We start from the raw sequence: 19,095 nt of genomic DNA on the forward strand, positions 1-19,095 counted from the left end.
GCCGGGTCGACCCATCGGTCGAACCCGGCGCCGAGCCTTTGTCAGGAGCGTGCCGCCAGCAGCTGCTGGAGCCAGAGGTAGGAGTCCTTCGGGGTCCGGGTGAGGGTGTCGTAGTCGACGTGCACGAGCCCGAACCGCTCGGTGAAGCCCTCGGCCCACTCGAAGTTGTCGAGCAGGGACCAGGTGAAGTAGCCGCGTACGTCGACGCCGTCCTCGATCGCCCGGGCGATCGCGCGCAGGTGGCCGTCGTGGTAGTCGATCCGCGCCTGGTCGGAGACCCGTCCGTCGACGACCTTGTCGTGATAGGAGCAGCCGCTCTCGGTGACGTAGAGCGGCGGCAGCGCGTCGCCGTACCGCTGGTGGAAGGTGGTCAGGGTCTCCCGCAGCCCGTCGGGAACGATCGCCCAGCCGAAGTCGGTGGTCGGGACGTCGGTGATCCGGCGCAGCTCGAACGGCATCCCCTCGGGCAGCGCCGCACCCTCCAGCACTGGTGACTCCTCGCCCCCGGCGCCGGGCACACCGACCAGGGTCGGCTGGTAGTAGTTGACGCCGAACCAGTCCAGCGGCGTCGAGATCACCGCCAGGTCGTCGGCGACCGGTCCGGGCATGAACCCCTCCATCCCGTCGGGGTAGGACCCGCGCAGGATCGGGTCGGCGAAGAGCCAGTTCGCCAGGGTGTCGTACGCCGCCGCGGCCTCGCGGTCCTCGGCGGAGTCGCTCGCGGCCCAGGTCGGGGTGTGGTTCGACGCGATCCCGATGTTGGTGGCGCCGGCGGCCCGCAGCGCCTGGACGGCGAGCCCGTGGCCGAGCAGCTGGTGGTGGGCGACGGGAAGCGCGTCGAAGCCGAGGCTCTGGCCGGGTGCGTGGGTCCCGATGGCGTGGCCGAGCATCGTGACCACGACCGGCTCGTTGAGCGGCATCCACATCGAGACCCGGTCACCGAGCCGATCGGCGACGATCGTGGCGTAGTCGGCCAGCCGCTGCGCGGTCTCCCGGCTCTGCCAGCCGCCGGCGTCCTGGAGCGGCTGTGGCAGGTCCCAGTGGTAGAGCGTCACGGCCGGCTCGATGCCGGCCTCCAGCAGCGCGTCGACCAGCTTGTCGTAGAAGGCGAGCCCGGCCTCGTTGGCCGGTCCGGACCCGGTCGGCTGGATCCGCGGCCAGGCGACGGAGAACCGGTAGGAGTCGACCCCGAGGTCCTTCATCAGCGCGACGTCCTCCGGCCAGCGGTGGTAGTGGTCGCACGCGACCGCGCCCGTCTCGCCGTTCCTGATCCGGCCGGGCTCCGCGCTGAACGTGTCCCAGATCGAGGTGCCGCGGCCGTCCTCGCCGACGGCTCCCTCGATCTGGTACGACGCCGTCGACACGCCGTACGTGAAGTCGGCGGGGAGGGCGGGGAAATCGGTCATCGGGACTCCTTCATCGAACGGACTTGATCTGGAAGACGAGCACGGCGCCGGCGAGGGCGGCGGCGGCCGCCGCGGCATAGAGGGCTGGGTATCCCAGGGTGGCGACGAGCGGCGCGGCGATGACCGGAGCGAGCACCTGCGGCAGCGCGTTGGCGATGTTGATGACGCCGAGGTCCTTGCCGCGGTCGGCGGCCTCGGGAAGGACGTCGATCATCAGGGCCAGGTCGACGGAGGTGAAGATCCCCATGCCCAGCCCGAGCACGATGACGGCAGCCACCGTCGTCGGCCAGGTGCTCCAGCCCCCGAGACTCAGGGTGGACCCGGCCATGACGACTCCGGCGACGAGCACGAAGACGCGCCGACGCCCGACGCGGTCCGACAACGCACCGGCACCGACCACGGTGACGAGCAGGGCCAGCGAGTTGAGCGCGGAGAGCAGGAAGACGCCGGTCTCCGGGTCGCCGTAGCCGACCTCGTCGTCGAGGTAGTAAAGGAGGTAGACCAGGCCGATCGCGAAACCCAGGTTGATCAGGAACCGGGTCAGCCACGCCCAGGCGAAGTCCGGGTGGCGGCGGGGGCTGACCCAGAACCCCTTCGCGAACGTCGTCCACGAGAACGGTGGCCGGTCGGCGCGGTCGAGCACGAGGTCGCGGCGCATCACGACGTACGGCACGGTCGCGATCACCAGGAAGGCCGCGCAGGCGAGGTAGCCGCCGGTGATACCGCCGGCGGCAGCGGCGAGCCCGGCACCGACGACCGAGCCGACGGTCTGCGCCAGGCCGAGGTAGCCGCCCACGGTGCCGCGCTGGCGGTGGGGAACGTGGTCGGGTACGGCAGCCGTGATGGCCGCGAGGTTCGCGTTGAGCGAGAGCTGCGCGAGACACCAGCCGACGGTCACGACGGTGAGGTTCGGCGCGAAGGCGAGCAGGACCAGGCTCGCGACGCCGCCGGTCGTGCCGGCCACGATCCAGGGGAGGCGGCGGCCGAACCGGGACGTCGTACGGTCCGAGAGCGCACCGAAGACCGGGTTCGCGGCCGTCGAGAAGAGCGCACCGATGCCGAGGATCCAGGCGAGCGCCGCCTCCTTGTCGTCTCCGGCGAAGCGCTCCGCCTGGATCCCGAGCAGGGTCAGGATCGGGCCGAACCAGGCGGTGTAGAGGCCGGCGTTCGCGAGCGAGATCGCGGCGACCCACGGCCGGGTCGCCCGCTCGGTGGGTGCGGCGAGCCCGGTGCTCACAGGAAGGCGGTGCCTTCGCCACGGTAGGTCGCGACCTCGCCGACGAGGGCGCCGTCGTCGACGACGTGGAAGGCGTCGAGGTGCTCGGACAGCTCACCGGCCTTGGTGTGCCGGAACCACACCCGGTCGTCGATCCTCAGACCGGCCGCGCCGGGTCCGGTCAGCGGCGTCTGCACCTCGCCGGCGCCCTCGGCGGGCAGCAGCTTGAGCCCGCGCGGCCAGACGGGTGCCGGCATCCGGTCGGCCCCGGCGGCTCCGGAGGCGATCCAGCCGCCGCCGAGCACGGTGGCGTGGCGCGGTGAGGGGCGGCGTACGACGGAGAGGACGAAGTACGCCGCGGGCCGCGGCGTGAACCGGGTGTAGTGGTCGAACAGGTGCGGTCCGAACAGGCCGGATCCCGCGGCGATCTCGGTGACAGCGGACTCCGCTCGGGTCGTCTCGATGCTGCCGGTGCCGCCACCGTTGACGAACTCCAGCGGAGCGATCCGGCGGACCGCGCTCACGGCGGCGGCACGACGCTCCGCCAGCTCGCGCGCGGAGAGCCACTGCACCGCGCGGACCGCGTGCTTGCGCAGACCCGGCTGGTTGTCGCCGACGCCGGCGATCTGGCCCTCGTAGGCCATCATACCGACCAGCCGAAGGCGCGGACGGGCCACGATCGCGCGGGCGAGCTTCGCGGCCTGCTCGGGCGTGTGCACGGGGGAGCGGCGGGCGCCGAGGTGCACGAGTCCGCCGGCGAGCCGCAGCGAGGCGTCGAGCTCGAGGCAGACCCGGATCGGTGGCCCGTCGCGGCCGACGACCGAGTCGATCAGGTCGAGCTGGTCGACGCTGTCGACCATGATCGTGACGCGGTCGGCGAGCAGCTCGTCGGAGGCCAGCGTACGCAGGGCGACCCGGTCGACGCTCGGGTAGCCGACCACCACGTCGTCGACCTCGCGGGCCAGCCAGAGGGCTTCGGGAAGGGTGTAGGCCAGTACGCCCCGGAAGCCCGGCATCGCCAGCACGTCCCTGATCACGGCTCGCGACCGCACCGACTTGCTGGCCACCCGGATCGGGATACCGGCGGCGCGGCGCACCAGGTCGGCGGCGTTGGTCCGGAGCGCGCCGAGGTCCAGGACGCCGTAGGGCGTCTCGAGGTCGGAGGTCGCCTCCGCGAGCGCGCGGTAGGAGGTCGCGGGGGAGGTGGTCATCAGGCTCATCGTCCCAGCACTCGTTCCAGGTAGGGGTTGGTGAACAGGCGCGCCGGGTCGAGCCGGTCGCGGAGGGCGACGAAGTCGTCGTAGCGGGGGTAGACCTCGCGCAGCGACGCCGCGTCGAGCCGGTGCATCTTGCCCCAGTGCGGCCGGCCGCCGGCGGCGCCGAGGACGTCCTCGCAGATGCCGAACCAGCGCTCGTGCGGCATCCGGTGGTACTGGTGGAAGGCCACGACGGCCGAGTCGCGCTCGTAGGCCGGCGAGAGCCAGATGTCGTCGTGGCGTACGAACCGGACCTCGAAGGGGAACGACACCGCCTCGTCGTGGGTGTCGACCCACCGCTTCAGCTCGCGCAGCGCCGGCACGAGCGCGTCGCGCGGCACGAAGTACTCACCCTCGCGGAAACGTACGTCCCGGTCGGAGGCGAACACGTTCGGGGCCAGGTCGGTGAAGTCGCGTGCGGAGATCGCCTTGGTCACGAACCGGGTGATCCCGGGCACCAGGCGCGGGAAGCGGGTGCCTGCGCGGAGCATCGCCTCGAAGCCGATGTTGGTGACGATCCTGTCGTCGAGAGTGCGGGCGAACCGGCTCATCGGGCGCAGCTCGGTGTCGCCGGGCAGGCGCTGGAACTTCCTGGTCAGCGCGGTGGTCGTGTGCGGGAACCAGAAGAACTCGAAGTGGTCGTTGGCGGCGACCAGCTCGTCGACGCCGTCGAGCACCTCCTCGAGCGGCGCGGCCGCGTCGACGGCCCGCAGCGCATAGAGCGGCACGCACTGCAGCGTCACCTTGGTGATCACGCCGAGCGCGCCGAAGGAGACCCGGGCGGCCTCGAACAGCTCGGGCCGCTCGGTCGCCGAGCACTGCACGACCGACCCGTCGGCGAGGACGAGCTCGAGGCCGCGCACCTGGGTCGAGATGCTGCCGAACGCGGCGCCGCTGCCGTGGGTGCCGGTCGAGATCGCGCCGGCGAGGGTCTGCCGGTCGATGTCGCCGAGGATCTCCATCGCCAGCCCGTGCTCGGCCAGGATCGGGTTGAGCCGATGCAGCGGGATGCCCGCGTCGACCGTCACGAGTCCGGACTCGCGGTCGACCGAATGGATGCCGTCGAGCCGGTCCGGCCGCAGCTGTACGCCGGGCGCGACCGCCGCGCCCGTGAACGAGTGCCCCGAGCCGATCATCCGGACCTTCAGCCCGTCGCGGGAGGCCTCCTTGACGGCGGCCGCCACCTCGTCGGTCGTCGCGGGGGAGGCCACGCGCGCGGGGGTGACCCGCTCGGTGCCCGCCCAGTTCTGCCAGGTCACGATGTCCCTCCCAGGACCGGATAGTGGTCGGAGTAGTCGGTGTAGGTCGTCCCGCCGGAGGTCCACGGCGGCGAGGTCGGCGTCAGGGTGGTGTTGGTCCAGCCCCGAGGCTGCGGGTGACCGCGCCGGAAGAGCACGTAGTCGAGCTGCTCGCGCCCGCCCGAGCTCGCCAGCGGGTTGGTCTCCGGGTCCCAGCTGTAGGGATGCCCGGCGAAGGCCGGGGCGGAGGTGTCGAGCGCGGTCAGCATGGTGGCGTACTCGGGGGACTCCTTGACCACGTTGAGGTCGCCGGTGATCACGATCGGCTCGTCGGCCGGGATCGCGAGCCCGTCGAGGAAGCCGTCGAGCTCGGCGAACTGCGCGGCCCGGACCTCGGCGCCGTTGCCGAAGCAGGCGGAGTCCTCGGCCTGGACGTGGGTGCCGACCACGTGCACCGGTCGGCCGTCAACGTCGAGGCGGGCGTAGACGAACCCCTTGTTCGCGAACCAGTCGGCGCCGCACCCGTCGGCGTACACGTACTGGACCCGGTGCGTGATCGGCCAGCGGCTCAGGATGGTCACGCCGCCGTCCTCGGGGGTCAGCGAGGAGTAGGACCCGAGGGTCTCGTCCCAGCCCGAGCGGGAGCGGCCGAGGACCGGTGTCTGGTGGGGATACTGGCTGGCCAGGCGGGACTTGAGGGTGTCGGACGGGCCGTTGTCGAAGGCCTCCTCCAGCACCACCACGTCGTGCCCGCGCAGGTGGTCGGCCTCGGCGAACAGGCCCGCCCGGGTGCCGTTGGCCTTCCCACCCAGGATCGTCGGCAGCATCGCGACGTTGTGGGTCAGGATGCTCAGGTCGGGCGGCGGGGCCGCTGCCGAGGCCGCCGGGCCGGGCACCAACGTCGCGGCAAGTGCGCACGCCGCCGCGATGCCCACCGCTGCGGACCTCATCGGCCCACGACCGAGAACGTCGGGCTGGTGCCGCTGATCGACCGGATGGTTCCGAGCAGGCTCCGGGCATCGCCGAAGTAGCGGATCCGATAGCTCCCGGGCGTCACGTCCTCGGGTACGTCCCAGGTGATCGTCACCTTCGACGCGGCGACGCCGTAGCGCTGCCAGTGCAGCTTCGTCGACCAGTCGCCGTCGTCGGCGATCCGCTGCCACCCGTCCGGCGTACGCCGCTCCACGGTGAGGTAGCTGCCCTCGTGGTGCAGGTCGTTGTTGGGGTGCGCGCCGGCGAAGGTCACGCTCACCTGCTCACCCGGTCCGTACGTCGCGCCCGGCGCGGTCAGCACGTCGCCGTAGCCCTTCCCGATCGGCGGCGCGTCGGCCACCACCGCACCCTGGAGCGAGGCGAGCTGGCCGGCGCTGCGGTCGCGCTCCTTCTCGCCGAGCGGTACCTCGACCCCGTCCCGCATCGCCGCGCCGAGGTCGGCCGCGGTCTGCATGAACGCCGGGAGCTCGTAGCGTCCGAAGAGCGTCGAGGCGCCCTCGTACTCCTTGGCCTCGTACTCCTCCGGGGTGGTCAGGTAGTGGGCGTAGGCGTTGGCGTAGCCCTGCACCAGGACGTGGTCGATGTCGGTGCCGACCGCCTCGGCGACCGCCTGTCGCAGCCGCAGACCGGACACCACGGTCACCTCGGCCGGCATCCCGACGAGGTAGAGGTCGCCGACCCGGACCAGCTGCACCGGCAGCTTCTGCTGCACCATGTCGAGCGCCCCGACCGGGAGCAGGATCTCCTTCGACCCCTGGCACGCGCGCAGCGCCGGGCTCGCGGTGTAGAGCGCCTCGGAGATCGCCGCGACCGCCGGGTTGCCGCCGTCCTTGCCCTCCTTGAAGATCGGCAGCCCGCCGCCACCGTCCTCGGTGCTGCCCGCCGCGAACGCCGCGCCGAGCGCGGCCGGGCAGGTGGTGTGCGGCTTCCCGTCGGGGGTGAACTCGGGGCGTACCGCGGTGTTCGCGAGGTTCACGTAGACGATCCGGGAGTCGACGCCTCCGGCAAGGGCGCGGTCGTCGTCGAGCCCGCGGCGGGCCGCGTCGTACGTCCTGGTGCCGATGATCCGGGTGTTCTCGAACTGGTCGGTGGTCGGGCCGTCGGAGGGCCGCAGGTTGAGGTTGGGCGACATGTCGCCGGAGTTGGTCTGCGCGAACGACGCGACGAAGCCGGGGTCGTCGCTGTCCGCGACGTAGTCGACGCCGCGGGCGAGCCGCTCCCAGGCGTACTCGGCGTAGCCCTTGTTGTCGGGGCTCACCAGGGTGTTGTTGGTCGACATGCTGGTCGCGTGGACCGGGAACCAGTTGATGACGCCGTCGAGCTCGCCCGCGCGGCGCACCTGGAGCGTGGTGCTCCGGGTGTCGACGCCGCCGGGGAAGTGGGCCTTGTCGGCCTCCGGGTTGCGGTCGAACGCGGTCTTGGACCGGTTGACGTTGGCGTTGGTCAGCTCGCTGGTCGAGACGCTCAGCTCGGCCGGAGCGAGGTCGGCGTCCGCCCGAACGACGGAGGAGACGATCCCGTCGACGAGCGCGCGGAACGTCTTGCCGTGGTAGCCCAGCGTGGTGACGTTGTAGAGCGTGTGGTGCGAGAAGCCGCCCGGCGCCGCGTGCGTGTGGGTAGCCGTCAACATCACGTTGCGCTCGGAGTAGGTGTCGCCGAAGCGCTGCTCGAGCTTCGCCAGCACTGCGTCGCGGACGCTCTGGAAGATCATCCCGGCGTCGGCGAGGATGTGGACCACGCGCTCGCCCGAGTCCGGGTCGGCGATCACGAACGCCCGGGCGCGCTGGCGCATGTGCAGGCCGCTGCTGACCTGGCCGAGGTCGGCGTACCCCATCATCCCGGCCTCGGCGACCTCGCCGGTGACGTCGGCGATGCCGCGGCCGACCAGGAAGTCCTCGCCCCGGTCGGTCGCGGCCTGTGCGGTGCTCGACGGGGTGGTGGTCGCGCTCGCCGAAGGCGGTGCCGCCGCGAGTCCGAGCGCAGCGACCGTCACCGCCGCTGTGGCCGTCGCCGTCTTCCAGGTGACCCAAGTCATACCCGGAGGATGCCTGCCCGTTGCGGTGTGGGTCAAGGGTCCTGGACAAATGACCCACTTGTTGGTCTCAGTCGGTCGCGATCTCCGCGAGCAGGTCCGCGGCGGGTGACGGGTGGACGAGCCAGCGGAGATGGCTCGACTCCAGGGTGTGGACGGCGTACGGGTTGTCGGGGGTGAGGGCGTCGCCCTCGCGGATCAGTCGGTCCTGCATCGCCGGCGGCATGCTGACGTCCTCGCTGAGGCGTACGAACGCACGGCGGACCGTGCCCCAGGTGGCCGCCTGGGCGCGGTCGTCGGGACTGCCGGCGTCGAGGTTCTCGTCGGGCTGGAAGGTGTTGAGGAACGTACGGAACTCGTCGTCGGTGCCGTCGGCCATGAAGGCGTGCTTGAGGCCGGCCAGGACCTCGGGGGAGGCGGTGCGGAAGTTGCAGCGCAGCAGGCCGACGTCGGCGGGGTTGGCGGCGGCCGCGCCGATCAGCACGGAGGCGTCGAAGGAGGCCATCTCGGGCTCGGCGTTGTACGCCGCCGCATCGAGCTCCACCGGGGCCCAGGCCGAGACGTAGACCATCTGGTCGATCAGGTCCGGGCGGGCGTTGGCGGCCGCGGTCAGGGTGATCCCGCCGCGGCTGTGCGCGACCACGACCACCGGGCCGTGCTCCTTCGCCCGCTCGAGCACGGAGACCAGGGAGGCGACGTTGTCGGCGAGAGTCACGCCCTTGATCCCGCCCGGCGCGGACGCGAGCGCGGCGAGGTCCTGGGGTGCCTGGTAGGCCACGGGGAAGGTCGCTCCGAAGCCGTGGCCGGGCAGGTCGACCGCCAGCGAGCGGAACCCGCGCAGCGCCAGCTCGGCCTGGAGCGGTGCGAACGAGAACGAGTTGGCGAAGGCGCCGTGGACCAGGACGAAGGTCGGCTCGGGGGAAGACATGCCCGAGACATTAACCCGACCCGGCACGGGGCACCGGTCAATTTTCGAACGGTGCCGACCGTGGGGCCCGGCCCATCGGCGTACCTCCGTAGATGACCGACCCATCGGCTCGCTGGTAGGTCAGCCAGGTCTCGGTCTTCGTGAATCCGACACCCGGCTTGCTGTAGTCGCACACCCCGTCGGGGAAGGTCTTCTCCAGCCTGGCCCACTGAGCATCGGTGAGACCGAAGGCACCGTAGTCGTCGGTGCGGCGCAGCGGCTTGAGGTGGCACTTGGCGTTGTCGGAGTAGTTGTTGTCGCCGGCCACGATCCGCGGTGTCGCGAAGTCGGTCTTCACCAGGTCGCTGACCGGCCCGAGCCCGCACACCACGTCCGAGACCGGGTCGACGACGAGGTTGAGCGCGGGATCCAGGACCGGCTGGACAGCACCGTTGAGGCCGTCGAGCACCCCGCCGGTCAGGTCGTCCACGAGCGGGTCCGCGACCGGCAGGAACAGGCCGTCCTCGCTGGAGACACCCTGGGTCTGGGTGCACCGGTCGTGGAGGTCGCCGGGGCGGTCTTGGACGATCTTGTCCGCCAGCGCCACGTCACGCCGATCCGCCTCGACCGACGCAAGCCACCGGTCCATCGCGAGCAGCGCCTCCTTGGAGTAGCTCGGGTCGCCGATGAGGGGCGTCACGCCGTACCAGATCACCTGGTTGTCCGCGTGGCCCTGCTCCCGGGTCAGCCGGTCGCGCATGGCCCAGGCCCAGCGCGCGTCGTGCGCGACGCCCGGGTCCGGTCCGCGGTGGTCGATGATCGCCACGCCGGACAGGTTGCTGGCGGTGTTGACCATGCCGCTGCGGTAGGCGTTCGTCAGCGCTCCGGGGTCGGCGACCGAGCGCTGTGCCCGCGGCTGGACGTCGATGTCGAGCCCACCGATCTTCTCGTTCACGTCGACGAACTGCTCTGGGGTGATCGCCCCGGCTCGCAGCGCTTCCAGGCCGTACTGCACACCGGTGTTGTCCAGCGGAGAGCCGGCGAAGCCACGCCCGATCTGCTTCTCCTGGGGCGTCCACACGCTCTCCGGCCGCGGCCCGAAGACGTTGATCGCGCCGTCGATGATGGAGCACCGTACGCCGCCGGGGTTCGTCGCAGCGTCGTAGCGCTCCTGGTCGCTGACGCCGCCGCACGGGTGGGTCGGCATGACCGCCTGCTTGAAGAGGCCCTCGTCGGCGGTGACGGCGTTGAGCGGCAGCAGGTGACCCTCGACCGCCGCCCACTGCGGGTTCCAGAACTTGCCGTCGGTGAGGCGCTGCGAGCTCTCGAAGTACTTGCGGAGCAGGTGGTAGTCGGAGAACTGCAGGCCCGGCGAGAGCGAGTCGGGGTAGGAGCAGGTCACGACCAGGCCCTGGTAGATCCCGGGGTAGGCGTTCGCGATCGTCTGCTGCGCGATCGAGCCCCCGGAGCACCCGCTGCCGATCGTGTAGCGCAGGTCGCCGTACGTCTCGACGAGGTGCTCCTTGGCCATCATCAGCGACTCGGCCGCGCTCGTCACGGTGCAGTTGTGGCCGGTGTTGGCCAGCGCGGTCGAGAGCATCGCGAAGCCGCGGCCGAGGGCGACGTTCGGGCTGTCGCCGAGGGCGTCCGCGACGACCGGGATGCCGAGATCGAAGGTGCCGGCGTAGTCGGTGGTCGGCGCGGTCCCGGTCTCGTGGTCCACCCCGCAGCTGCCGCCGTGCGGGATGAACAGCTTGTTGTTCCACTGCTGCTGCGGGCGCCAGCGCCGCCACGGCTCACCCGGCTGCCAGAGCACGGCGATCCGGTACTGGTCGCGGTTCTGGTAGCCGGTCTCCACACGTACGACGAACGGCACCTTCACGCCCTCGTCGGTGGTCGTGGTGGCGACGTCGCGGGGCGGGTTCGCGGGATCGTACGGCTGGAGTCCGTCGAGCAGTGGATTTGTCGATTTGTAGAGCCAGCTGATCGTCGGCTCCTGGTTGCACTGCGCGTCCGCCGCGGTCGGCTGACAACGCCACGGCTGCAGCTGGGGGCCCGAGAAGATCGGCCCGCCGCGCGGATGGTTGGTGATCGTGAGCCGGGCACCGCGACCGTCGACGAGGCGCGCCGTCAGCTCGTTGGTCCCGACCCGCAGGCGGCGTACGACTCCCTCGATCTCGCCGTTGGGGCGCTCGGCGAAGGCGTCGGTGACGTCGCGATCGCCTTTCAGTGCGACCTTCAGGTCGTCGGGATCGGCGTCCTCCGGGAGGGTGATCCGCACCAGCGCGTTGCCGTCGGAGACCAGGTCGGCCCGGTTGGACAGCGTCTCCAGGACGACGTCCCCGGCTTCCGCCGATGCCGGCGCCGGCGTCACGCCCAGCAGCAGGCCGGCGACGAGAGCGGACACCGTCGTGATCGAGACAGGCAGGGCGCGGAGGGTCATGGCGTGCCTTTCCGAGAGCTGCGCACGTCCCCCGAACAGACGCTCGCCGTGACAGGAGAATGCCCCCTGCCACGGCGAGCGTCAAGGAATCCGCCAAGCAAGTCTCAGCCGGCGACCGCCTCCCCGCGGGCGACCATGCCGGCCTCGTCGGAGAGCTTGACCTCCTTGAGGAACAGCGCCAGCGCGAGCCCGAGGAGGATGAGCGGCACGAGATACCAGAACGCCGGCGCGAGCGCCTCGGTGAAGGCGTCGACGACCCAGGTGTGGAGCGGCTCGGGCAGGTTCTCGACAGCGGCCGGGGTGAGGCTCCCCCCGGAGAACCCGGCACCGTCGGCGGGCATCATCCCCGAGGAGGCCATCTTCTCGGCCATGCCTCCGAAGTTGTCGGTCAGACGCGTCGTGAACACGGTCGTGAACAGCGCCGTGCCGACCGTCGCACCGATCTCCCGGAAGAAGTTGTTCGCCGAGGTCGCGGTGCCGAGCTCGTGCGGGTCGACGGCGTTCTGCACGGCCAGGACGATGGTCTGCATGACCAGACCCATGCCGGCGCCGAGCACGAAGATCATCAGGCCGAAGACGACCATCGACATGTCGCCGGAGATCGTGGTCAACCAGGCGATCCCGGCCGCGGTGACGATCAGGCCGGCGATCGGGAAGATCTTGTAGCGGCCCGTCTTCGAGATCGCGATGCCCGAGCCGATCGCGGTCAGCATCATGCCGGCCATCATCGGCAGCATCAGCAGCCCGGAGCTGGTGATCGAGGCGCCGGTCGACATCTGCAGGAACGTCGGCAGCATCGCCATCGCCGAGAACATGCCCATCCCGAGCACCAGACCGATCAGCGTGGTCACGGTGAAGGTCGGGTTCTTGAAGAGGCGCAGCGGGATCAGCGGCTCGGGTGCGAGGGTCTCGGTGACGATGAACGCGGCGATCGAGGCGAGGGTGCCGACGAGCAGGCCGAGCAGCTGCGGCGAGGACCAGTCGTAGCCGTCGTGGCCGAGCGACTCCCACGAGGTCAGCAGCACGATGCCGCAGGTGGAGAGCACCATGAACATGATCCCCAGCCAGTCGACCGGCCGGTTGGAGCGGTGCGAGGGCAGCTTCAGCGCGTACCAGGCCACGACCAGCGCGATGATGCCGACCGGCACGTTGATCCAGAAGGTCCAGCGCCAGCCCGGGCCGTCGGTGAGCCAGCCACCGAGGAGCGGTCCGATCACCGCGGAGATACCGAAGAGAGCGCCCATCGGGCCCATGTACTTGCCGCGCTCGGAGGCCGGCACGATGTCGGCGATGATCGCCTGGGACAGGATCATCAGTCCGCCACCGCCGAGCCCCTGGAGGCCGCGGGCGGCGACCAGCTCGGGGAAGGTCTGCGCCATCCCGCCGAAGAGCGAGCCGAGGGTGAACAGCGTGACGGCGACCAGGAACGGCCAGCGGCGACCCCACAGGTCACCGAACTTCCCGTACAGCGGCATCACGATCGCGATCGCCATGATGTAGGAGGTGATCACCCACCCCTGGTGCTCGACCCCGTCGAGCTCTCCGACGATCGTCGGCATGGCCGTGCTCACGATCGTCTGGTCGAGGGACGAGAGGAACATCGAGGCCATCAGCGCACCGAAGATCAGCCAGATCGTACGCGGCGTCAGCACGACCAACGGCTTGTCGGGCGCGTCGGGCGCGACTGTATGACTCATGGGTTTGGGACCTTCCGATGGTTCTGAGTGGGGGTTAGTCGTCGAGGAGGAGGCGGAGTTGCGCCACGGCCTCGGGCAGATGCGCCGCCGCGTCGCCCTCGTAACCGGAGCGTGTCCAGGCGAGCGCGCTGGCTCGCAGCAGCAGTCCGGCGACCATCCCGATCGTGTCGTCGTCGACGGGGGAGGGCCGTGCCGTGCGTCGTTCGGCGAGCAGGGCCTCGAGTGTGCCGACGACCCGCTGGTGCCAGGCGATGTGCCGCTGCACCAGGCGAGGTTCGGCCATCATCAGCCGCATCGCCCGCTCGCCCTGCTCGATGTTGGGGGCGGCAGTCCTCAGGAATCCCGCCACCAGCGCCTCCAGGTCCGCCATCAGCCGGCCTGACGGCCCGCCGGAGACGAACTGCGCGCGCACCTCGGCGTCCAGGTCGATCTCCTGGATGCCGAGGACCGCGTCGTCCTTGGAGTCGAAGTAGTTGAAGAACGTACGCGTCGACAACCCTGCCGCGGAGCTGATCTCCTCCACGGTGACGTCATCGAGACCACGCTCGCCGACCAGCCGCTGAGCAGCCTCGATCAGCGCCAGCCGACGCTCCCGCTTCTGACGCTCGCGGGCGTTCGAAGGCGGGGCAGAGGTGGGCACCGCGGTATTCTTGCAGTGAGTGCAAGTTGCAGTCAATGCAAGAAACGTGTGTGCGCGGTCACCCGGCGCCGGTCACGCCTTCGCAGCCGCCTCGTGGAGCGCGTGGATCTCCTCGACCAGCTCGGGGACGGGGCCGACGACCTCGACCTGCGGCGCGACCTCCTGGATCGGCAGAGCCCGCACCGGGGACTCACCCGCACCCCAGCCTGCCCGCCACTCGGTCAGCTGCTCGGAGGAGGCGATGTAGACGATCCGGCCGACTCCGGACCAGCCGTGCGCCGCCGAGCACATCGGGCAGTGCTCGCCGGAGGTGTAGACCGTCGCCCCTGCGCGGGTCTCCTCGTCGAGATGGGTCGCCGCCCAGCGGGCGAGCTCGATCTCCGGGTGCGCCGTCGGGTCGCCGGTCGAGTGCTCGCGGTTGCGGTCCTCCTGAAGTGCGTTGCCGGCGCTGTCGGCGAGCACCGAGCCGAACGGCCCGTCGCCGTCCGCCAACGCCTCCGCCGCCAGTTCCAGGCAGCGTCGCAGGTGGGTCATGTCGGTCGCGGTGAGTTCCGTGGTCACCGCTCCAGTCTGCGGGCCGGTGCGGCGTACGTCCTCTTATTTCACGACGCTCAACCGGCCTCGATCACCGCGCAGGCGATCCGGTCGCCGGCGTCACCGGTCTTGGTGGTGTCCTCGTCCGGGCCCTCGGGGGCGTAGCGGTCCGGGACGTTGGCGTAGTTGTCCCGACCGGCGTGGATCATGACAGCGCTGCCGTCCGCGTCGCGGAGGTCGTCGAGCGTGAACGGGCCGGTGAACTCCAGGCTGGCGGTGCCGTCCTCGTTCACCAGGAGCGCCGGCAGGTCGCCGAGGTGCTCGCCGTGGGCGCTGTCGTCGGGGTTGAGGTGGCCGCCCGCGGAGAGGAAGTCCCCGGTCTTGGCGGGGTCGTCGGGGGAGGCGCTGTCGGCCTCGCACTTGCCGGTCGTATGCACGTGGAAGCCGTGGTAGCCGGCCGAGAGGCCGTTCACCCGGATGCTGATCTGGGTGGCCCCGTCGTCCTCCTCGATCTCGACGGTCCCGAGGTTCTTCCCGTCGGGGTCGGCGAACCTCGCGCTCACCTCGTTGCGATCATCCGGGTCGGGATCTGCCCCCTCGCCGCAGGCGGCGAGAGTCAGCAGACCGCAGGCAGCGAGTGCGGCAGCGGTTGCGCGACGGGACATGGGATACCTCCACGAGAACGGGATCCGGTCCTCTCCACCGTACTTGTCCTAGAGGCCGAGTTCCGCGAGGCCGCGCGAGATCCGCGAGTCGGTCGATATGACCGGCGAACCCTTGACGACCCACGCCTCGCCGTCGAAGTAGCGGGTCACGATCTGCTCGCTGATCCGGGTGACCATCGCCTGCATGGTCAGCGTCGGGTTGGGTCCGCCCACGGAGTTGGGCAGCGCGGAGTTGTCGGCGATGAAGAGCCTCTTCACGGCCCGGGTCTCTCCGCTGTGGTCGACCACCGAGTTGTCCTCGGACTCGCCCATCCGCATCGTCGAGTGGACGTGCAGCGGAAGCGCGGGCCAGTCCATCCGGTAGACCTTCTTCGCACCGGCGCCCTTCAGCAGCTTGGCGGCCTCGCGGGCGAGGAACTCACGGTTGCGCTGGCTGCGGGAGGTGCGGTGGCGGTTGTCGAACCGGACCTTCGGGATCGGGCCGTTCTCGTCGGCGGGAAGGGTCGAGAGGGTGACCCGGTTGCGGGCGGACACGTCGTCGTCGACGATGCTCACCACGTTGAGGATGTTGTCGAGACCGTGGGCGAGCACGTCCTTGAGCTCCGGGCCGAGCAGCCGGCCGGTCTCGCCGTCCCAGGGGCCGGTCATCCCGCGTCCGTTGGAGTACTGCCCTCTGATCCCGCTGTCGGAGAAGGTCATCGTGAACGCCTCGATGCCCGGCATCAGGCCGACGTTCATGTTCATCCCGTAGCCCGGATAGTCGGTACGCGCCGCGGAGGCGGGACCCTTGGAGCTGCCGACGTTCTCGTCGAAGAGGCCGAAGGTCCAGTCCAGGTAGTGGTCGGTGAAGCCTCGGCCGACCCAGTCGTTGGGATTGGGCAGGTCGCTGTTGAACCACAGCCGCGGGTTCTCCACCGCGCCACCGGACATCACGACGACTTTCGCGTCCTCGGTGTGCACCATGCCCGTCGGGTTGTCCAGCCAGGTGACGCCGGTCGCGGTCAGCTCGCCCTTGACCTGCTCGGTACGGATCTTGGTGACCGTCGCGTCGGTGACCAGCTCGACGGCCTTGCCGCCAGGTGCCCACGACTCCGCGGTGAGCGCCATCGGCATGTAGCTGTTGTCCGTCGAGCGCTTCGCGACCAGATTGCGAGGCGCCTTGTCCGGCGACGCGCAACCCTGGAAGCAGTGGCCGCAGAACGTGCAGCCGGTGGCCTGCGGGAACTTCAGCAGGCTGGCGTCGTTCGTCCTGCCGGCGGTGCCGCCCGGCTGGAGGATCGCGTTCTCCTGGGGCCGGTAGGAGGCCTCCAGCGTCGTCTTCGTCTTCTGGACCGGTAGGCCGAGGGTCTCGCATCCCCGCAGGTAGACCGACTCCTTGGTGCCGACGGCGGCCGTCTGCACGGGCAGCGTCGTCTCCACCCACTCGAAGTAGGGCACCAGGTCGGAGTAGGAGAACGGGAAGAGGTGGTCGACGTCGTACAGGGCGGCGTCGGGGCCGTCGTAGCCGGCGAAGACCCCGGGGTACGCCCGCGGGCTGTTGCCGAAGTAGTGCTGCGTCGTGCCGCCGACCCCGGAGACCTGCCACAGGAAGGAGTTCTGCGGCAGCTCGCGGTAGGCCGCGGGCTTGGAACGGTCCTCCTGGCCGACCCGGAGGTATCCGGTCAGTGGGTTGTTGGCGTCGTTCTCCAGCCGGCTCCACTGCTCACGTGGCTTCGCGTGCCGTGGTCCGCCTTCGATCACGAGCACGTCCAGGCCTTGGGCGGCGAGCTCCTTGGCTGCGACCGCGCCGCCGCCACCGGCTCCGATGATGATCACGTCGCGCATCAGCGGGCGCTCACTTTCTGTCGTCCCTGGTAGTAGCCCTTGAACTCGTTCCAGCCGTCCATGCTCCCCGGGTCGTACCTCGACAGCTTCCATCCGACCGGCGGCCTGCTCACGGTCAGGTTGGCGGCGTCGAAGGTGGACCACTCGCAGTAGGTGCCGAACGCCGAGAACTCCAGCAGGGCTCCGGCGATGAACTGGAGGATGCCCGAAACCGTGCCCTTGAGAGGCTCGGGCAGCTCGGCGTCGATCGAGCCGACGAGCTGAGGGTCGGCCTGCTCGAGGAGCTCGAAGACCTCGGCCTTCTTCGCGAAGGAGAGCCGGGAGAACGGTGAGAGGTGTGGCCCGGCGGCTGAGGTGGGATCGACCCGGACCGCCTGGGCATTGAGCAGCAGTGCGATCACCGCGGACAGCGGGAGCGCCGAGTCGTTGCGGAGCAGCAGCTTGACGGCGTCGTCGAGGTCGGCGAGCAGGCCGTTGGACACCAGTGGGAGGCCGTCCGGAATCACGATCGGCACATCCGCGAGCCCGTTGGCGAGCGCCCGGCCGACCGCCGTCGCGGCCTGGTCCGGTAGCGGTACGTAGTTGTCCAGCGACTCGATCAGGAAGTCGGGAGTCCTCGCCTCCATCGCGCCCGGCTCCTGCCGCGGAGTCCCCTGGGTCCTGGAGTAGGCGTCAGGCCCGGGCGCGACGAAGACCGCGAGCCCGTTGATCGTGTCCCGGGCGATCTCGGCCAACAGCTTGGCGACCACGGTGACCAGCGGATCCGCCGGGGAGCCGCTGGTCACGGCTCTTGCGGCCCCGGGCACCACGGTGCCCGCTGCGGCCAGGGCCCCCAGCACCCCGACGCGGGTCAGGAAGAAGCGACGATCGATTTGTGGTGTCCCCATGACACATACCTCCGAGCTCGATGCGCGTCTCACGGTGCCACCGGCCCCCGATCGGAGGCATCAGCGACACGCACAGAGTTGGAGGCGCCCAACTGTGCTGCAGCACAGTTAGGCGCACCTGATTCAGGAGGCGAGCAGAGCCAGTCTCAGCAGCAGCTGGTCGCGCCCGTCATCGAGGCGGCAGCCGGTCAGCTCCTCGATCTGCTTGAGGCGGTAGACCACCGTGTTGCGGTGGCAGTGCATCTCGGACGCCGTCTCCGAGGTGGACCGGTTGTTGGCGAACCAGCGGTCCAGGGTGTCGAGGAGAGACTCCTGCTTGTCGAGGGGGACGGTGAGCAGGTCACCCAGGGCGCGGGACCGGATGCGGTCCGCGATCGGAGCGTTCGCAGCGACCAGCACCTCGGGGAGTCGCTCGGTGAGAGCGGCTGCGCCCGGCTCGTCGGCCGGCAGGCTGGCCAGGACCAGCTCCGCCATCCGGAACTCGGTGAGCACGTCGGCCAGGCCGACCGTCTCCTGGGAGACGCCCGCCCAGCCGTCGACGATCGATGACAGCCGTCCCACCAGTTGCGGGATCGTCGCCTGGCCCAGGTCGACGAGCCCGATCTCGCGGTCGGGGCGCAGCCGCCACTCGGAGCGGAACCCCGCAGCGGCCAGCGCTGACCCGGGCGACGGGGGAGGTCCGGTCGCCGAGGTGCGGTGCCGGATCACCACGACCGCGATCCTTGTCTCCGAGGTCAGGCCCAGGATGCGCATCGCCTCGTCGGCGAACCCCGGGTCTGCGGCGCGTCCCTCAAGCAGGCCGTCGAGAATCGCCTGCCTGCGTTCGGTGTCGCGCTGCTTGGCCTCGAGCTCCCGCGTTCGGTACTCGTCGGCGACAGCCGTGGACATCAGGTCGATGAGCTGCATGACCTGCACGGCACTGTCCAGGAGCTCGTCCAGCAGCTCAGGCGCCCGGGAGCGGGCCTCGTCGAGAAGCGCTGCCCAGAGCACCTCGGTGCCGAGGCGGTAGGCGTGCAACAGCGACTCCAGCGGGAAGCCGGCGTCCGCTCGGCGCCGTGCGGTGGTCTGGGCAGCGTCGAAGACGTCCACCCCGGGTGGCACCTGGTCGGCCAGCGACTGAAGGGAGCGCAGCATGTTGTCGCGACAAGACCTCAGCAGCTCGTCCGCCGCGATCAGGTCGGTGGTCGCGTAGCGCTCGTCCTTGGCGTGCAACGTGTCCCGCAGCACGGTGGCAAGCTCCTCCACGCGCGGCAGCAGACGCTCCGCCAGCGCACGGGTGATCGCCGATGGCTGGGGAACGGTCGGCGACGGTGAGTCCGAGGAGCGTTGGCGGGGCATGTGCTGGAGGCTATCAACG

General features: G+C 70.5%; 15 protein-coding genes. All 15 read right to left on the reverse strand.

What is annotated here, in order from left to right; translation table 11 throughout:
* Positions 1-41: 41 nt before the first annotated feature.
* The 15 genes from ACFV9G_RS21690 to ACFV9G_RS21760 all read right to left on the reverse strand — a co-directional run bounded on the left by ACFV9G_RS21690 (position 42) and on the right by ACFV9G_RS21760 (position 19,076).
* Entirely contained in the window at positions 42-1,406 is a 1,365-nt protein-coding gene (locus ACFV9G_RS21690; RefSeq protein WP_378729760.1) for a GH1 family beta-glucosidase, read from the reverse strand.
* A gap of 10 nt (positions 1,407-1,416) precedes the next feature.
* Positions 1,417-2,643, reverse strand: coding sequence for an MFS transporter (locus ACFV9G_RS21695; RefSeq protein WP_378729762.1), 1,227 nt, complete (start codon positions 2,641-2,643; stop codon positions 1,417-1,419).
* Entirely contained in the window at positions 2,640-3,833 is a 1,194-nt protein-coding gene (locus ACFV9G_RS21700) for an amino acid deaminase/aldolase (protein ID WP_378729764.1), read from the reverse strand. Before ACFV9G_RS21700 ends, ACFV9G_RS21695 begins: the two co-directional genes overlap by 4 nt.
* A 5-nt stretch (positions 3,834-3,838) precedes the next feature.
* The gene (locus ACFV9G_RS21705) at positions 3,839-5,137 is read right to left on the reverse strand and encodes a D-arabinono-1,4-lactone oxidase (RefSeq protein ID WP_378729766.1); all 1,299 of its coding nucleotides are present in this window, start codon (positions 5,135-5,137) and stop codon (positions 3,839-3,841) included.
* Complete coding sequence (sph, locus tag ACFV9G_RS21710; protein ID WP_378729768.1) at positions 5,134-6,066, reverse strand: sphingomyelin phosphodiesterase; 933 nt, start codon at positions 6,064-6,066, stop codon at positions 5,134-5,136. Before sph ends, ACFV9G_RS21705 begins: the two co-directional genes overlap by 4 nt.
* Positions 6,063-8,144, reverse strand: coding sequence for a neutral/alkaline non-lysosomal ceramidase N-terminal domain-containing protein (locus ACFV9G_RS21715; protein WP_378729770.1), 2,082 nt, complete (start codon positions 8,142-8,144; stop codon positions 6,063-6,065). Before ACFV9G_RS21715 ends, sph begins: the two co-directional genes overlap by 4 nt.
* A 67-nt stretch (positions 8,145-8,211) precedes the next feature.
* Entirely contained in the window at positions 8,212-9,069 is an 858-nt protein-coding gene (locus tag ACFV9G_RS21720; protein WP_378729772.1) for an alpha/beta hydrolase, read from the reverse strand.
* A gap of 37 nt (positions 9,070-9,106) precedes the next feature.
* Complete coding sequence (locus ACFV9G_RS21725; protein WP_378729774.1) at positions 9,107-11,491, reverse strand: DUF6351 family protein; 2,385 nt, start codon at positions 11,489-11,491, stop codon at positions 9,107-9,109.
* A gap of 104 nt (positions 11,492-11,595) precedes the next feature.
* Positions 11,596-13,188, reverse strand: a complete 1,593-nt coding sequence (locus tag ACFV9G_RS21730) for an MDR family MFS transporter (RefSeq protein WP_378729776.1) — start codon at positions 13,186-13,188, stop codon at positions 11,596-11,598.
* Between the two features lie 34 nt (positions 13,189-13,222).
* Complete coding sequence (locus ACFV9G_RS21735; RefSeq protein ID WP_378729778.1) at positions 13,223-13,828, reverse strand: TetR/AcrR family transcriptional regulator; 606 nt, start codon at positions 13,826-13,828, stop codon at positions 13,223-13,225.
* A 72-nt stretch (positions 13,829-13,900) separates the two neighbouring features.
* Positions 13,901-14,389 carry a nucleoside deaminase gene (locus ACFV9G_RS21740; RefSeq protein WP_378729780.1) on the reverse strand — a complete coding sequence of 163 codons (489 nt, stop codon included), beginning with the start codon at positions 14,387-14,389 and terminating at the stop codon, positions 13,901-13,903.
* A gap of 50 nt (positions 14,390-14,439) precedes the next feature.
* Positions 14,440-15,027 (reverse strand): superoxide dismutase family protein, encoded by a 588-nt coding sequence (locus ACFV9G_RS21745; RefSeq protein ID WP_378729782.1) that lies wholly within the window; start codon positions 15,025-15,027, stop codon positions 14,440-14,442.
* Positions 15,028-15,075: 48 nt separating this feature from the next.
* Entirely contained in the window at positions 15,076-16,851 is a 1,776-nt protein-coding gene (locus ACFV9G_RS21750; RefSeq protein ID WP_378729784.1) for a GMC oxidoreductase, read from the reverse strand.
* Entirely contained in the window at positions 16,851-17,738 is an 888-nt protein-coding gene (locus ACFV9G_RS21755; RefSeq protein ID WP_378729786.1) for a hypothetical protein, read from the reverse strand. Before ACFV9G_RS21755 ends, ACFV9G_RS21750 begins: the two co-directional genes overlap by 1 nt.
* A gap of 123 nt (positions 17,739-17,861) precedes the next feature.
* Positions 17,862-19,076, reverse strand: a complete 1,215-nt coding sequence (locus ACFV9G_RS21760) for a PucR family transcriptional regulator (protein WP_378729788.1) — start codon at positions 19,074-19,076, stop codon at positions 17,862-17,864.
* Between the last annotated feature and the right edge of the window lie 19 nt (positions 19,077-19,095).

The sequence above is a fragment of the Nocardioides sp. NPDC059952 genome (assembly GCF_042730435.1).
Taxonomy (GTDB): domain Bacteria; phylum Actinomycetota; class Actinomycetes; order Propionibacteriales; family Nocardioidaceae; genus Nocardioides.

Bases quoted from the DNA above. Each gene is read 5' to 3' on its own strand.
- ACFV9G_RS21745 (WP_378729782.1), bottom strand. From the start codon at position 15,027: ATGTCCCGTCGCGCAACCGCTGCCGCACTCGCTGCCTGCGGTCTGCTG.
- ACFV9G_RS21760 (WP_378729788.1), bottom strand. From the start codon at position 19,076: ATGCCCCGCCAACGCTCCTCGGACTCACCGTCGCCGACCGTTCCCCAG.
- sph (WP_378729768.1), bottom strand. From the start codon at position 6,066: ATGAGGTCCGCAGCGGTGGGCATCGCGGCGGCGTGCGCACTTGCCGCG.
- ACFV9G_RS21715 (WP_378729770.1), bottom strand. From the start codon at position 8,144: ATGACTTGGGTCACCTGGAAGACGGCGACGGCCACAGCGGCGGTGACG.
- ACFV9G_RS21730 (WP_378729776.1), bottom strand. From the start codon at position 13,188: ATGAGTCATACAGTCGCGCCCGACGCGCCCGACAAGCCGTTGGTCGTG.
- ACFV9G_RS21755 (WP_378729786.1), bottom strand. From the start codon at position 17,738: ATGGGGACACCACAAATCGATCGTCGCTTCTTCCTGACCCGCGTCGGG.
- ACFV9G_RS21720 (WP_378729772.1), bottom strand. From the start codon at position 9,069: ATGTCTTCCCCCGAGCCGACCTTCGTCCTGGTCCACGGCGCCTTCGCC.
- ACFV9G_RS21700 (WP_378729764.1), bottom strand. From the start codon at position 3,833: ATGACCACCTCCCCCGCGACCTCCTACCGCGCGCTCGCGGAGGCGACC.
- ACFV9G_RS21725 (WP_378729774.1), bottom strand. From the start codon at position 11,491: ATGACCCTCCGCGCCCTGCCTGTCTCGATCACGACGGTGTCCGCTCTC.
- ACFV9G_RS21690 (WP_378729760.1), bottom strand. From the start codon at position 1,406: ATGACCGATTTCCCCGCCCTCCCCGCCGACTTCACGTACGGCGTGTCG.
- ACFV9G_RS21750 (WP_378729784.1), bottom strand. From the start codon at position 16,851: ATGCGCGACGTGATCATCATCGGAGCCGGTGGCGGCGGCGCGGTCGCA.